At 71.4% G+C, this 14887-nt stretch carries 13 protein-coding genes and 1 pseudogene; 9 read left to right on the forward strand and 5 right to left on the reverse strand.

The window, feature by feature from the left end; all coding sequences use genetic code 11:
• Positions 1-383 precede the first annotated feature (383 nt).
• The 6 genes from F6X51_RS18130 to F6X51_RS18155 all read left to right on the forward strand — a co-directional run bounded on the left by F6X51_RS18130 (position 384) and on the right by F6X51_RS18155 (position 7332).
• The gene (locus F6X51_RS18130) at positions 384-1886 is read left to right on the forward strand and encodes an ABC transporter substrate-binding protein (RefSeq protein ID WP_210250317.1); all 1503 of its coding nucleotides are present in this window, start codon (positions 384-386) and stop codon (positions 1884-1886) included.
• A gap of 8 nt (positions 1887-1894) precedes the next feature.
• The gene (locus F6X51_RS18135; RefSeq protein WP_150965088.1) at positions 1895-2812 is read left to right on the forward strand and encodes an ABC transporter permease; all 918 of its coding nucleotides are present in this window, start codon (positions 1895-1897) and stop codon (positions 2810-2812) included.
• Positions 2809-3729, forward strand: coding sequence for an ABC transporter permease (locus F6X51_RS18140; protein ID WP_210250318.1), 921 nt, complete (start codon positions 2809-2811; stop codon positions 3727-3729). The genes F6X51_RS18135 and F6X51_RS18140 overlap by 4 nt, the downstream gene beginning before the upstream one ends.
• Complete coding sequence (gene nikE, locus F6X51_RS18145; RefSeq protein WP_150965089.1) at positions 3726-5438, forward strand: nickel ABC transporter ATP-binding protein NikE; 1713 nt, start codon at positions 3726-3728, stop codon at positions 5436-5438. The genes F6X51_RS18140 and nikE overlap by 4 nt, the downstream gene beginning before the upstream one ends.
• Before the next feature lie 35 nt (positions 5439-5473).
• The gene (locus F6X51_RS18150; RefSeq protein WP_150965090.1) at positions 5474-6271 is read left to right on the forward strand and encodes a MetQ/NlpA family ABC transporter substrate-binding protein; all 798 of its coding nucleotides are present in this window, start codon (positions 5474-5476) and stop codon (positions 6269-6271) included.
• Positions 6272-6570: 299 nt separating this feature from the next.
• Positions 6571-7332 (forward strand): Crp/Fnr family transcriptional regulator, encoded by a 762-nt coding sequence (locus tag F6X51_RS18155; protein WP_150965091.1) that lies wholly within the window; start codon positions 6571-6573, stop codon positions 7330-7332.
• A gap of 12 nt (positions 7333-7344) precedes the next feature.
• On the opposite strand, the pseudogene F6X51_RS18160 reads toward F6X51_RS18155, so the two are convergent.
• The 4 genes and pseudogenes from F6X51_RS18160 to F6X51_RS18175 form a co-directional block, all read right to left on the reverse strand.
• Positions 7345-7683 (reverse strand): annotated as a pseudogene (locus F6X51_RS18160) (c-type cytochrome); the annotation flags it as partial.
• Between the two features lie 74 nt (positions 7684-7757).
• The gene (locus F6X51_RS18165; RefSeq protein WP_150965092.1) at positions 7758-8594 is read right to left on the reverse strand and encodes an ABC transporter ATP-binding protein; all 837 of its coding nucleotides are present in this window, start codon (positions 8592-8594) and stop codon (positions 7758-7760) included.
• Positions 8588-9595 carry an ABC transporter permease gene (locus F6X51_RS18170; RefSeq protein ID WP_150965093.1) on the reverse strand — a complete coding sequence of 336 codons (1008 nt, stop codon included), beginning with the start codon at positions 9593-9595 and terminating at the stop codon, positions 8588-8590. Before F6X51_RS18170 ends, F6X51_RS18165 begins: the two co-directional genes overlap by 7 nt.
• A gap of 11 nt (positions 9596-9606) precedes the next feature.
• Entirely contained in the window at positions 9607-10710 is a 1104-nt protein-coding gene (locus tag F6X51_RS18175; RefSeq protein ID WP_150965094.1) for an ABC transporter substrate-binding protein, read from the reverse strand.
• Between the two features lie 568 nt (positions 10711-11278).
• Here F6X51_RS18175 and F6X51_RS18180 point away from each other — a divergent pair.
• Genes F6X51_RS18180 through F6X51_RS18190 form a run of 3 tightly spaced genes read left to right on the forward strand, consistent with a single transcriptional unit; the run spans position 11279 to position 13885 of the window.
• On the forward strand, positions 11279-12403 hold the full coding sequence (locus F6X51_RS18180; RefSeq protein WP_407658618.1) for a methionine ABC transporter ATP-binding protein: 1125 nt from the start codon (positions 11279-11281) through the stop codon (positions 12401-12403).
• Complete coding sequence (locus tag F6X51_RS18185; RefSeq protein ID WP_150965095.1) at positions 12393-13058, forward strand: methionine ABC transporter permease; 666 nt, start codon at positions 12393-12395, stop codon at positions 13056-13058. The genes F6X51_RS18180 and F6X51_RS18185 overlap by 11 nt, the downstream gene beginning before the upstream one ends.
• Before the next feature lie 41 nt (positions 13059-13099).
• Positions 13100-13885 (forward strand): MetQ/NlpA family ABC transporter substrate-binding protein, encoded by a 786-nt coding sequence (locus tag F6X51_RS18190; protein ID WP_150965096.1) that lies wholly within the window; start codon positions 13100-13102, stop codon positions 13883-13885.
• A 13-nt stretch (positions 13886-13898) separates the two neighbouring features.
• Here F6X51_RS18190 and F6X51_RS18195 read toward each other — a convergent pair whose 3' ends face one another.
• Positions 13899-14702 (reverse strand): MetQ/NlpA family ABC transporter substrate-binding protein, encoded by an 804-nt coding sequence (locus F6X51_RS18195; protein ID WP_150965097.1) that lies wholly within the window; start codon positions 14700-14702, stop codon positions 13899-13901.
• Between the last annotated feature and the right edge of the window lie 185 nt (positions 14703-14887).

The raw sequence follows: 14887 nt of genomic DNA on the forward strand, positions 1-14887 counted from the left end.
CGCATCTCCCGCTTCCGCGCGGCACAGCCTGTTCATCTACGCTTGGATGCCCAGGCATCATGAAGCTTCCAAAAAGCTGATCATGACCGATTGCTTGATCGTGATGAGTTGATTTTGACCGTGTTCGCGACTTAGATCGCCCTCACAACAGCTAACCCGATCCGCTCCACAGATGAAGCCGAAATCTCTCACCGATATGATTAGGGGAGATTTTCTGCGTATCGGATGTTGCCGAGAGTGGATTTAGGCCAGAGCCGAGGTCGATGCGAAAATTTGTTTCGTTGCTTGCGCTGGCTGCGCTCTCCACGGCCGGCCTCGCGGACGCCGTGCGTGCCCGCTCCGATGCGGCTCAACCCCGGCCCGGAGGGTCGATCACCTGGGGGGTGACGACGGAACCCTCCTGCTTCGATCCGCATCGGTCGTCCCAGCAGGCGGCCTTCTTCGTCGCCCGGAACTACATCGACTCGCTCGTCGGCAAGCGGGCGGACGGCAGCTTCGCCCCCTGGCTCGCGACGCAATGGTCGATCGCACCGGACGGCCTGACCTACACCTTCACGTTGCGGGAGGATGTCGCCTTCCACGACGGTGAGACGTTCGACGCGGCGGCCGTCAAGGCGAACTACGATTTCGTCAAGAAGCCGGAGAACGCCGCCACCGCGGCCTCCCTCCTCGAGAATTTCACGGGCGCGGAGGTCGTCGCACCCCACGTGGTGCGGTTCACCCTGTCGCGCCCGGATTCGACGTTCCTCGAATCCGTCTCCAACGTGAAGCTCGGCCTGATCTCGCCGAAGGCTCTGGCGAAGGGCGACCTCTGCGGCGGCGGTCCCGCGCTCGCCGGCACGGGCCCGTTCGTGTTCGAACGCTACGTGCGCGGCCAATCCGCCACCTTCGTGCGGAACAAGGCCTATGCCTGGGCACCCGGCTACGCGGCCCATCACGGGCCCGCCTATCTCGACCGGTTCACGTTCCGGTTCCTCCCGGAATACGCGGTCCGCACCGGCGCGCTGACCTCCGGGCAGGTCGACGTGATCGAGGGCGTGCAGGCCACCGACGTCTCGCTCTTCGCCGATCAGCCGGACTTCACCCTGCTGGTCGGGCCGTCCGGCGCGAGCACGTCCTTCACCTTCAACATCAACTACACGCGCTGGCCGGCCGACGACGTCCGGGTTCGCCGCGCCCTGCGCGACGGCTTCGATCCGGAGCCGATCGTGCGTCAGGTCTATCTCGGCCACGTGCCGCGGGCCTGGTCGATCATCGGGCCCGCCAACCCGGCCTACAACAAGGCCCTCGTCGGGGCGTGGGGCAACGACATCGCGGGGGCGAACCGGCTCCTCGACGAAGCCGGCTGGACGACGCGCGACGCGGAGGGGTTCCGGACGAAGGACGGGCGGCGCCTGCGCATCGATGTCGGCTATCCCCAGCCCTACGTGCGCGACAACCGCGAAATCCTGATCCAGGGCATCCAGGCGGCCCTGCGCAAGAATATCGGCCTCGACCTGAACCTGCGCATCGTCACCGCCGGCGAATACGCCAAGGGCAACGCGACCGGCACCTGGGCGATCTACCCCAACACCGACAATCCGTCCGATCCGGCGCGGGAGCTCTGGGACATGCTCGGCTCGAAGGGGTTCCTCTACACCAACGTCCCCCATCCCGATCCCGAGATCACCGGCCTGATCGACGAGGCCCTGCAGGCGACCGACCCGACGCGCAAGCGCGCGCTGACCGACCGGATCCAGGCGCTCGGCGTCGAGAAGGCCTTCATCGTGCCGCTCTTCGCGCCGAGCTGGTTCCTGGCGGCGAAGAAGCGGGTGCGCGGCCTGAGCTTCGAGGCCGGCCTCGACTCGCCCTCGAGCGCCTACGACGTCTGGCTCGAAGGCGCGTGAGGTCCGCCATGTGGTCGCGCATCGCATCCCGCCTGCTCACGAGCCTGGTCGTCGCCTGGGCGAGCGTCACCGCGGCCTTTCTCGCCCTCCATGCCCTGCCGGGTCGGATCGAGGATATCCTCGCCGGGGACGTCGACTACCCGGGCCTGCGCGAGGCCATCGCCGCCGAATGGGGCCTCGACCGGAGCCTGTTCGAGCAATACGCCGCGTTCGTGTCCCGGATCGCGGGCGGCGATCTCGGCACCTCCTACGTCCTGCGCCAGCCGGTGACCGAGATCGTCGGCTCGCAGCTCTGGCCGACGGTGCAGCTCGCGCTCGCGGCGGGCGTGCTCGCCGTGGCGCTCGCGGTGTCGGTGGCGCTCCTCACCGCCGGTCGCGGCCGCCGCGCGCGCAAGCTCGCCTCGATCCTCGAACTCGTCCTGGCCTCCACCCCGGTCTTCTGGATCGGCATCCTCCTGCTGATGCTGTTCTCGTTCACCCTGAGGTGGTTCCCGGTCTCGGGCGCGAACGGCTGGACCTCCCTCGTGCTGCCGTCGATCGCCCTCGCCCTGCCGACCGCGGGGCTCCTGGCGCAGGTGCTGCGCGAAGCGATCGAGAAGACCCTCGACCAGCCCTTCGTCACGACGATCCGGGCGCGGGGCGTCGGCGAGTTCGCCATCCGGGCCCGGCACGTGCTGCGCCACGCGCTGCTTCCGGCCGTGACGCTCGGCGGCTGGCTGATCGGCGGCCTCCTCGGGGGCGCGGTCATCACCGAGAAGGTCTTCGGCCGGCCGGGGCTCGGGAGCGTCACCCTCGGTGCCGTGCTGACCCACGACGTGCCCGTCGTCCTCGCGGTGGTGCTGCTCGCCGCCTTCATCCACGTCGCGGCCTCGACCATCCTCGACATCCTCTACCTGCTGATCGACCCGCGATTGAGAGCCGCATGAACGCTCCCTCCCGAATGCCCGCCGCTGCGCCCGGCGAGATCGCCGCGGCGTTCCCGCCCGGCGATCTCCCCGGCCTCGACCGCCTCCGGGCGTCCAAGCCGGGGCGGGACTGGACCTCAGCGCCCGCCTTCCACCTCTCGGCGCTGTTCCTCGTCGCGCTCCTGATCGTCGCGGCCGTCCCGAGCCTCTTCACCGGCTACGACCCGCTGACGGGGGACTTCGCCGAAGGCCTGAAGCCGCCGAGCTGGGCGCACCTCTTCGGCACCGATCGGCTCGGGCGGGACGTCCTCGCCCGCACCCTCCACGGGGCCCGCTACTCGCTGCTGATCGGCCTCAGCGGCATGGCGATCAGCGTCGTGGCCGGCGTCCTCCTCGGCATCCTCGCCGGGCAGCAGAACCGCCTCCTCGACGAGGCGACCTCGCGCATCTTCGACGTGCTGTCCTCGTTCCCGGGGGTGCTGCTGGCGATGCTCGTCGTCACCTTCCTCGGGCAGGGCATGCTGAACATCGCGGTGGCGGTGGGCATCGCCGGCATCCCGAAATTCGGCCGCGTGGTGCGGGCCCAGACCCAGCTCGTGCGCGATGCGGATTACGTGACCCAGGCCGCGATCTACGGTCTCGGCCGGAGGCAGGTCTTCCTGCGCCACGTCCTGCCGAACGTCCTCGTCGCCGTCCCGGTGATCGCGACGGTCTATATCGGCAGCACCATCCTGACGGTCTCGGGCCTGAGCTTCCTCGGCCTCGGTCCGCAGCCGTCGACGCCGGAATGGGGGGTGATGCTGGCGGAGAGCCGCGACGTGCTGCGCGTCGCCTGGTGGCCCGCGGTCTTCCCCGGCGCCGCCATCACCCTCACGGTGATCGCCTTCAGCGTCGTCGGCGGGGTCCTGCAGAAGCGGTTCGAGGGGCGCCTCGCATGATCGCGGACACGAAGACGCCCGGGGGGCACGGGGAACCGCCCCTCCTCGTCGATATCCGGGGCCTGTCGATCGGGTTCGCCGCGTCCGGATCCGGCGCCCCGATCGTCCGGGACATCGACCTCGCGATCCGCGCCGGCGAGTGCGTCGCGCTCGTCGGGGAATCGGGATCGGGCAAGAGCCTGACGGCGCGCAGCCTCCTGAACCTCGCCGGCGACGGCGCACGGGTCGAGTCCCGCCGCTTCCATCTCCGGGGGCGCGACGCGCGCGGCTTCCGCGAGGCCGATTGGCGGCGCCTGCGCGGTACGGTCACGGGCCTCGTGATGCAGGACGCCCTCGTCTCCCTCGATCCGCTGCGGACCATCGGCCAGGAGGTGGGGGAGGTCCTGTCCGAGCACCGCATCCTCCGCGGCCGTACGGCGATCGCCGCGCGGGTGCGCGACGTCCTCGGCAAGGTCGGCATCCCGGATCCGGAGGTCCGGTCGCGCCAATATGCCCACCAGCTCTCCGGCGGGTTGCGCCAGCGCGCCCTGATCGCCGCGGCCATCGCGGGCGATCCGGACCTGATCATCGCGGACGAGCCGACGACCTCCCTCGACGTCGCGGTACAGGCGCAGGTGCTGCAGGTCCTGGCCGAGCGGGTGCGCGAGGGCGCGGGGCTCCTGCTGATCAGCCACGACCTCGCGGTGGTGTCCGGGATCGCGGACCGGGTGATCGTGATGCGCGAGGGGCGCGCGGTCGATAGCGGGCCGACCGCGGACGTCCTGATGCGCCCGCGCCATCCCTACACGCGCCAGCTGATCGCCGCGATCCCGTCCGCCGCGTCGCGCGGCAGGCGGCTCGCGTCCGCGACGCCGGTCGGGCCGTCCGGACCCGCGCGCGCCGCGCCGCCGCCGCGCCGGGGACCGGGCGACGTTCCGGTCCTCGAGGTCCGCGGCATCGCGAAGGATTACCCGACCAGGCCCGGCATCGGCCGCGCCGGCTCCACCCTGACCGCCCTGACGGATGTGAGCTTCGCGGTGAGGGCCGGCGAGGTCGTCGGCATCGTCGGCGAATCGGGCTCGGGCAAGTCGACCTGCGCGAAGATCGTCCTCGGCCTCCTCGCCCCCGATCGCGGCGCGGTCCGCCTGCTCGGCCAACCCTGGTCGGGCATCCGGGAACCCGAGCGCCGCCCACTGCGCCCGCGCCTCCAGTACATCCCCCAGGACGCCCTGAGCAGCTTCGATCCGCGCTACCGGGTCTCGGAGATCATCGCGGCGAACCTCGCGGGCCTGCGCCCGGCCGACAGGCCGGGGCGTGTGGCCGCGCTCCTGGAGCAGGTCGGCCTGCGCGCCGACCTCGCCGGGCGCCACCCGCGCGCGCTGTCGGGCGGCCAGCGCCAGCGCGTCTCGATCGCCCGCGCCCTCGCGGCCGAGCCCGCGCTCATCGTCTGCGACGAGCCGGTCTCGGCCCTCGACATCGGGATCCAGGCGCAGGTGCTGGATCTGCTCGGCGACTTGCGGGACCGCCTCGGGACCGCGTTGCTCTTCATCTCCCACGATCTCGGCGTGATCCAGCATCTCGCCGACCGGGTGCTGGTCTTCCACGACGGACGGCTCGTCGAGGAGGGGCCCGTCGGCGAGGTCCTGTGCACGCCCGGCCACGCCTATACCCGCACGCTCCTCGCAGCCCAGCCGCGGCTCGCGGGCGGCCTGCCCGCGCACGCCCACTGACCCCGCAACGAAACCCCCAACCGAAGGTGTCGCCCATGCATCCGACCCGCCGCGCCCTCCTGGGCGGTTCCCTCGCGCTCGTCGCGATCTCCTCGGTCAGGGCCGCGACGCCCCTGCGCGTCGTCGCCTCGTCGGTGCCGCACGCCGAGATCCTGGCCTTCGTCCAGGACAAGCTCGCCCGCGATCTGCCCTTGCGCGTGATCGAGATCAGCGGGGACATCCGCCCGAACCGGCTTCTCCTCGACGGCGACGCGGACGCGAACTTCTTCCAGCACGTGCCGTATCTGCGCGCGGAGGAGAAGGAGCTCGGCATCCGCTTCGCCGTGACGGCGACCGTGCATGTCGAGCCCCTCGGGATCTACTCGCGGCGGTACAAGGCGCTGGCGGACGTGCCCCGGGGTGCGACCGTCGCCCTCTCGAACAACGTCACGAATTTCAGCCGCGGCCTGAAGCTCCTGCAGGATCACGGCCTGATCCGCCTGCGGCCGGGCGGGGACGGCACCTTCGCGACGGCCGGCGACATCGCCGACAACCCGAAGGCCCTCACCTTCGTCGAGGTGGCGCCGCCCCAGCTGCCGCGCTCCCTCGACGACGTCGCGCTCTCGGTGATCAACGGGAACTACGCCCTCGAGGCCGGGCTGAACCCGGCCAAGGACGCCCTCGGGCTCGAACGGGCGGAGGGAAACCCCTACGCCAACGTCCTGGTCACCACGGAGGCCCTCGCCCACGATCCGCGGGTCGAGCGGCTCTCCGCGCTGCTGGAATCGGCCGAGGTGGGCGCCTTCATCCGAGAGCGCTACCGCGGCTCGGTGATCCCGGCCGCCCGCACCTGAGCGGGCCGTCAGCGCGCCGGCAATCCGAGCAGCGACCGCCGGCAGGCGCGCCGGCGACGGGGTGGATGCGGCGCGGTCGATTGGGTGTCCGACCTGCCGTCGCGACGCGCAATCGATGGCGAACCGGCTTCCGATCCTCAGCCGGCGCGGCGAAGAGGTGTCGGAAAGAAATTCCGTCTCCCGTCGCGTGCCGTGAGGGAACAACATCGGTTGGCGATGCCGTTTTTTGGAATTGCTCGAAGGCGCTGCCGCCCGATAATCGCGCCTCCCGGACCGCCGCACGTGGATCGCCTCGCCCCATGGTCTCGACCGCCGCCGTCACACCGCTGCGCACGCCCGCTCCGCTGATCGCGAGCGCGCTCTTCCTGAGCGAGACCACCGAGGGTCTCGACGACGGTGCCGGCTTCCTCGACCGCCTGACGGCGGCGGAGGCCGCACGCGTCCGCGCCGCCGGGCGGCCGGTCTCGGTGGGCGCGGGCCGGAGCGTCTTCCGCCAGGGCGAGCCGCATGGCGGCATCTTCCTGATCGAGGAGGGCCGGGTGCGCGTCTTCTACGACGGCCCCTCGGGCCGCCAGGTGACGCTCGCCTACTGGACGCCGGGCCACTTCATCGGCGGCCCGAGCCTGTCCGGCGGCGGCACGCATCAATGGTCGGGGGAGGCGATCGAGACGGTGCGGCTCACGATGCTGTCGGGCGCGACGCTGCGCAGGCTGATCCAGCAGATGCCGAGCTTCGCCCTCTGCCTGATCGAGGCGCTGGAGGCCAAGGGCCGCTGCTACACCGCGATGGCGCAGATGCTGGGCACCCGTTCGGTGATCGAGCGCCTGGCGCAACTCCTCCTCAACCTCGGCGAGCTCTACGGCACGGCCGAGGCCGGCACGACCGTGATCCATCGGCGGATCACGCATGACGAGATCGCCGCCCTCGTCGGGTCGACCCGCCAATGGGTGACGATGATGCTCAAGCGATTCCAGCGCGACGGCATCGTGGCCGTCGACAAGGAGCATATCCGCCTGACCCGCCCCGACCGGCTGCGCGACATCGTGTCGAGCGAAGCCTGAGCCGCGGCGGCGTCAGCGGGCGGGCGCCGGCACGTCGGGGCGCGGGTCGGCCGTGAAGCCGTCCCGGTTCGGCATCCGGACCTTCGGCAGCGTGGACGGGTCGAGCACGGCGTCGGCGGCCAGGATGCCGAACCGGTAAAGGACGTAGGCGCTGACCGCGTAGGTCGCGTCCCCGCTCAGCGATTGCGGCGCGTCGAAGGGCATCGCGCGGCGGACGAAGTCGAACAGGGTGGTGGCGCAGGGCCAGAAGCTGCCGACCGTCCGGAGCGGCTTCGCCGTGGCGAGCGTCCCCTGGCCGCCGGCCAGGGCTTCGGCGGCGGCGCCCTCGCCCCGCGCGCCGGGGCAGGCCGCGCCCCCCGGCGAGCCGCAGGAAGCCGCGCCGGCTCGCAGATCGGGATGCCGGGCGCGACGGTTCGGGCGGCGGATCAGGCGGCATGGCCGAGGATGTTCAGGATGTGGCTGCGCAGGCGGACGAGTTCCGGATCGTCGCGCCGGCGCGGATAGGGCGCCTCGACCCTGATCTCGGCCCGGATGCGCGCGGGCCGGTCGCTCAGGACGACGACGCGCTCGGCCAGAACCAGGGCTTCCTCCACATCGTGCGTGACGAGGAGGGCCGTGAACCCGCTCCGGCGCCACAGGCGCACGAGTTCGTCCTGCAGGGCGAGGCGGGTCAGGGCATCGAGCTTGCCGAGGGGCTCGTCGAGGAGGAGGAGACGGGGATCGTTGACGAGGGCCCGGGCGAGCGCCGTGCGCTGCTGCATGCCGCCCGAGAGCTGGTGCGGGTGGGCCTCCGCGAAGGCGGACAGGCCCACGAGGCCCAGGGCTTCGTCGATCCGCCCCCTCCGCTGCGCGAGGAGGCCCCGGGCCTCGAGGCCGACGGCGACGTTCCCGCGCACGGTCCGCCAGGGATAGAGGGTCGGATCCTGGAAGACGAGCAGCCGCGAGGGGTCCGGGCGGTCGATCCTCTCCCCGTCGAGGACGAGGCGGCCGTCATCGGCCGGCTCGAGGCCGGCGGCGAGCCGCAGGAGGGTCGACTTGCCGCAGCCGGACGGCCCCAGCAGCGCAACGAAGCCCCCCGGCGCGACGGACAGGCTGATCCGGTCGAGGACCGGCAGGGGGGCGCCGTTGATCTGGAAGGCGTGGGACACGTCCTCCACCGACAGCTCCGCGCCCCGCGCGCCCTCCGGTGCCGGATCGGCCGCGGGCGGGCGGGCGCGAAGGGGGCGCCGCAGGGCCGCCCAGCGCGGCAGCGCGGCTACCATTGCACCAGGCCCTTCTGCCAGGCGAGCAGCCTGTCGCGCAGGCGGAACAGCAGGCTGATCAGGCTCGAGCACATCAGCGCCATGACGATCAGGGCCGCGTACATGTTGGCGTAGGCGGCCCAGCCCTGGGCCCATTGGAGGTACCAGCCGAGACCCGCCTTCACCCCGAGCATCTCGGCGACGACGAGCACCGCGAAGGACCCGCCGAGGCCCATGAACAGGCCGACGAAGACGTGCGGCAGCGCCGCCGGCACCGCGACGCGCAGCACGAGGAAGGTGCCCGAGGCTCCGAGCGTCCGGGCCACGTCGAAATAGGCCTTGTTGACGCCCGCCACCCCCGACCATGTCAGGACAGTGACGGGGAAGCCCGTGGCGAGGGCCACCAGGAAGGTGCTGGCCGACCACGAGGAGGGGAAGACGAAGAAGGCGAGGGGGAGCCAGGCAGTGGCGGGCAGCGGCCCGACGAAGCGCAGGATCGGGTGAGCCCAGTACCCCACGGCGCGCGACCAGCCGATCGCGACGCCGAGGACGAAGCCGACCGCCGCGCCGATGGCGTAGCCGCCCGCGAGCAGCACGAGGGAATTGAAGGTGCTGTGCCCGAGCCGGGCCCAATCGTCGAGGAAGACCTCGAGGATGGCCTGCGGCGGCGGGAAGAACGGCATCGGCAGAAGCTCGAGCTTCGCGGTCACGAGTTCCCAGGCGAGAAAGGCCAGCCCGAGCACCCCGATCCAGGGAGCCCAGTGCCGCAGCCGCGCGCCGACCCGTCCGAGCCCGTGCGCGACCGGAAGCCCGGTGAGCAGCAGCAGGCCGAGGAGGCCGGTGCCGTTCGCGAAGACCAGGGAATAGGGGAAGTCGCCGGTCTCCGGCAGCCGCCGGGTCGCGACGGACAGGGCGAGCCAGGGGAGGGCGGCCAGGACGGTCCCCCAGCGGACCCAGGGCGAGGGGGGAGCGGCGGGACGGGCCGATGCGCGCGGGAGCGAGCCGGCCGTGACGCTCGTCATCGCGGGGCTCCTCAGCTCAGCACGTCGGCGTAGACGCGCTCGGCGAACTTCGCCGTGTCGGTCGTGCGTTTCAGGACGTTCACGCGCTTCAACTCGTCGCCGTAGAGCACGAGCTGCGCCCTGAGGTCGGGGCCGACCGGCCGGTGGGCATGGGTCTGGCTCCTGAGCATCGCGGTCAGATCCTCGATCGAGCCCTTGCCTCCGTACCCGGCGAAGATCCCGGCGGCATCGGCCGGATCCTCCGCGACCCGGTGCCCGGCCTCCAGCACGGCGCGCGTCAAGGCGCCGGCGACGGCGCGGTCGCTGCGGATCAGGCTGCCGCGCACGGCGACGACGCAGCAGGTGCGATCGGCGTAAGATCCGGACAGGTTCGTGGCGACCTCGGTCAGGCGCTGGTCCTTGAGCCAGATCCAGGTGCGCGGATCGGCATCGGCGAGCGCCTGGGCCTCGCCCTTCTCGATCGCGAGGTTGAGGAGATCGGCGGGGTAGGGCCGCCACGCGACGCCCGTCTCCGGGTCGATGCCCGCATCGGCCAGCATCAGACCGAAGAAGTTCTTGGCCGGACTGGCATGGTCGCTGATCGCGATCGTCTTGCCCCTGAGGGAGGCGATGTCGGTGATCCCGGCGGATTTCGCGCCGAGGAGCCGCAGGCAGCCGCCGTGGAGGCCCGCCGTGATCTTGACGTCGAAGCCCTGCTCCAGGGGCTTCAGCCAGCGCAGGGCCATGCCGATCCCGGCATCGGCCTTGCCCGTCGCGATGGCCTCGAGCAGCGCCTCGGTCGAGCCGCCGAAATTGACGAATTCCACGTCGAGGCCGTGGCGGGCGAAGATCCCGCGCTCCTTGGCCAGGGGGGCGGCGGCGGTGCAGATGGCAGTGGCGTTCCAGGCGAGCTTGAGGCTCCGAAGCGGACCGCCCGCATTCTCCGCGACCGGCCGGCAGAGCGGGCCGGGATCGAAGGGCGTGCCGGGCCCGGGGCCCCAGGCGCGGCTCGTCGTGGCGGCGAGCCCGAGGGGCAGGGCCGCGGCGGCGCTGAAGCCCGCCCGCAGGAGCCGCCGCCGCGACAGGGGTTCGGCGTCGCGGTGCTCGAGGCCACGCCGGGACACATCGTCGATCATGATCGTCTCCAGAGCCGTCCGGCCCGCCTGTTCGGATAAGAGCCTTCGATTGCCGACGCCGCGGCCCATCAGGGGCACCTGGGCCCATCAGGGGCACCTGTCCGGGACAGGCACGACACGCCCACCCCGTTCGGGGTTCCGGTCATCACGAAGCCGACAAGCAAAAGAACCGCGCCACCCGCAAAAATGCAATAAAACCGTATTTTGAATTTGCGGCGATGCGGGGAAACATTCGCTCGGTTCTGGAGCGAACTCGGATGACTTCTTTCCGGGCGGGTGCGGAGACCGAGCCGCTGCCCGAGCCGCGCGCACGGGACCGCTTCGCCGCCGGGCGCCTGCCGACCGTGCACGGCGCTGCCGTTTGGCGGTCTCTCCCAAGACCGAAGGGAATGGAATTCCCCGGCTCGCGCGAGGTGCGCGAAAACTCTTCTATCGCGAGGGGCAAATTCAGCCTGCGCCACCATTGATAGGAGGCCGGGCCGCACAATAAACAGGATGACGAATTTCGACAGATGCTTGACCGGGATCGGCCGGGGGCCCGTGGGTCCCGGGCCCGCGAGGAGGCAGGGTGCCCGACATCCCATTCGACAGGCCGAACACCGATCCTCGGATCGCGTCGCAGCCGCTGATCAGCTTCGAGGGCGTCTCGAAGACCTACGCGACGCGCCAGCGCACCAGCGTCTCCGCCCTCGCGGACATCGACCTTGCGGTGCCGGCCGGCTCCGTGCTCGGCGTCATCGGACGTTCGGGGGCGGGCAAGTCGACCCTGATCCGCCTCGTCAACGGGCTGGAGCGGCCGGATGTCGGCCGCATCCGCGTCGGCGACGCGGAGATCTCCGCCCTCGACGAGCGGGCGCTGCGCCGGGTGCGCCGCGGCGTCGGCATGATCTTCCAGCACTTCAACCTGCTCTCCTCGCGCAGCGCCTTCGGCAACATCGCGCTGCCCCTCGAGATCGAGGGCCGCGGCAAGGCCGAGATCCGCGCCCGGGTCGAGGAGCTGCTGGCGCTGACGGGCCTCGAGGACCAGCGCGACCGCTACCCGTCGGAATTGTCGGGCGGGCAGAAGCAGCGCGTGGGCATCGCCCGCGCCCTCGCCACGGGCCCGAGCGTGCTCCTGTCCGACGAGGCGACCTCCGCCCTCGATCCCGAGACCACCCGCGCGATCCTGGCGCTGCTGCGGCGCATCAACCGCGAGCTCGGCCTGACCATCCTGCTCATCACGCACGAGATGTCGGTGATCCGGGCCATCGCGGACCGGGTCGCCGTCCTGGAGAACGGCCGCATCGTCGAGCAGGGCGACGTGTTCGAGGTCTTCACCCGCCCGCAGGCCGAGGTCACCCGCACGCTGCTGGCCGGCGAGATGGGCCTGACCTTGCCGGCGGCCCTCGCGGCGCAGCTCGGCCGCGAGCCCGTCTCCGGGGCGGCGGCGGTGCTGCGCATCGCCTTCCGCGGGCCGCATGCCAACGACCCGATCGTGGCGCGCCTGGCCCGCGAGACCGGCATCGAGGCGAACATCCTGTCCGGCACCGTCGACGAGATCGCCGGGCAGCCCTTCGGCTCCCTCGCGGTCAGCCTGCCGGCAGGGCCCGACGTCGTTGTGCGGGCACGCGCCTTCCTGGATGCGCACGGCCTCGTCTCCGACCTTCTCGGATACCTGCCGGCCCGCAGCGCGGAGGACCGCCATGTCGCCTGAGATGACCCGCCTGCTGCTTCAGGCGACCGGTGACACCCTCACCATGGTCGCCCTCGCGGCGGCCCTCGGCACCCTGTTCGGGCTGCCGCTCGGCGTCTTCCTGGCCACGAGCCGGCGCGGGGAATTGCTGGCCGCGCCCTGGCTCAACGGCGTGCTCGGCCTCGTCGTGAACGCCACCCGCTCGACGCCCTTCATCATCCTCGTCGTCGCCATCATCCCGTTCACCCGGCTCATCGCCGGCACCTCGATCGGGACCTGGGCCGCGACGGTGCCGCTCACCGTGGCCTCGACACCCTTCATCGCCCGGCTCGTCGAGGCGGCGATCCGCGAGGTTGATCCCGGCCTCGTCGAGGCCGCCCGCGCCTTCGGGGCGAGCCCGACGCAGATCATCCGCAAGGTGCTGATCCCCGAGGCCCTGCCCGGCATCGTCCTCGGCCTGACCCTCGCGGTGGTGTCGCTCCTCGGCTACTCGGCCATGGTCGGGGCGGTGGGCGGCGGGGGCCTCGGCGATCTCGGCATCCGCTACGGCTACCAGCGCTTCCGCCCCGAGATGATGCTCGCCGTCGTGGTCGTGCTGATCGTGCTCGTGCAGGCGGTGCAAACCCTCGGCGAGCGCCTGGCGAGCCGTCTCAACCGGCGCATCCGCCGAGCCTGAAACCCACTCCTCCCGCCCATCACCGAGAAGACCGACCCGCCATGCTGCGCGCCCTCATCCTCGCCGCTCTCCTGGGCGCCGCGCCCGCCGCCTCCGCCTGGGCCGACGCCCTGAAGCTCGTGCGGATCGGCGCGACGCCGGGGCCGCACGCGCAGATCCTGGAGGCGGTGAAGCCGATCGCCGCGCGGAACGGCCTCGATCTCAAGATCATCGAGTTCTCGGATTACGTGGTGCCGAACGAGGCGCTCTCGGCCGGTGAGATCGAGGCGAACTCGTTCCAGAATCAGCCCTTCCTCGACAACCAGAAGGCGGATCGCGGCTACGCCATCGAGTCCGTGGCCCTCACGGTGAACTTCCCCCTCGGCATCTACTCGCGGCGCCATGCGAGCTTCGACGCCGTGCCGAAGGGCGGCACGATCGCGATCCAGAACGATCCGACGAATGGCGGCCGCTCGCTCCTGCTCCTGCAGGACAAGGGGGTGATCAAGCTCAAGCCCGGCACGGGCTTCAAGCCGACGGTGGCCGACATCGTGGAAAACCCGCGCAACCTCCGCTTCATCGAGGTCGAGGCGGCGCAGACGCCTCGCGCCCTGGAGGACGTGGATGCCGCGGCCATCAACACCAACTACGCGACGCCCGCCGGCCTCAAGCCCGCCGACGCCATCCTCAAGGAGGCGCCGAAGGGCCCTTACGTGAACGTGCTGGCGGTGAAGACGTCCGAGAAGGACAAGCCCTGGGTGAAGGCGCTGGTGGAGAGCTACCGCACGCCGGAGACGAAGGCCTTCATCGAGAAGACCTTCGGGGGCACGGTCCTGACGAGCTGGTAGCGCCCCGGGGCACCTACCAGGCCGGCTCGAGATATCCCTGGTAGCTCTGCTCGATGAAGGCTTTCACCTCGGGCGAGCGGTAGGTCCGGATGAAGGCCGCGAGCCGCGGGTCGTCCCGGTTGTCGGGGCGCGCGACGAAGCTCAGCGTGTAGCGCCGGTCGCCCGCCCCGTCGGTGATGAGGGAGCTCTTCGGATCGCCGCCCGAGGCGATCAGGTAGGTGAAGCTGACCTGCGCCAGCGCCACGTCGTCGAGGGCACGGGGCAATTGCGCGGCGTCGAGTTCGAGGATGCGCAGGCGCTTCGGGTTCTCGACGATGTCGGCGATGGAGGCCTCGTCGCCGATACCGGGCTTCAGCGTCAGGAGGCCGGCGGCCTGGAGGAGGCGAAGGCCGCGGGCCGCGTTGACGGGATCGTTGGCGATCGCGACCGAGGCCCCGGCGGGCACCTGATCGAGGGATTTCAGCGTCTTGGAGAACAGGCCGACCGGCAGCACGATCGCCCCCGCGACCGGCACCAGCCGGTAGCCCCGCGCCTTGATGGCGGCCTGCAGGTAGGGCACGTGCTGGAACAGGTTGGCGTCGATGTCGCGGTCGGCCACCGCCTCGTTCGGCGTCACCCAATCGGTGAACTCGACGATCTCGACGGTCTGGCCCTGCTTGCGGGCGAGGTCCGCCGCGAAGGCGAGGGTGCGGCCGACCGGCCCCGCGGTGGCGCCGATGCGCAGGGGCTTGTCCGCGAAGGCGGGGCTCGCCGCAATCGCCAGGAGGGCGGCCGCGAGCCCGATCAGGGCGCGGCGCGTCGGTGTGCATCGCGTCATGGCAGACCTCGTCGGACGATTCCCGCGGGCATCTCGGGAGGAACGGCACCGCCTTGCGGGCACTGCCCCCCCGGCGCCGTTGGATGGAGGGGATGAGGCGCGAGCCAAGCGTGGCTGAGGAGCGCTCCGGTCGGCAGCAGGAAGGCGGCGTCGGGGAGGGGATGGAGTTCGTGCGGACGCGCCGG

The organism is Methylobacterium planeticum (genome assembly GCF_008806345.1).
Classification (GTDB): domain Bacteria; phylum Pseudomonadota; class Alphaproteobacteria; order Rhizobiales; family Beijerinckiaceae; genus Methylobacterium; species Methylobacterium planeticum.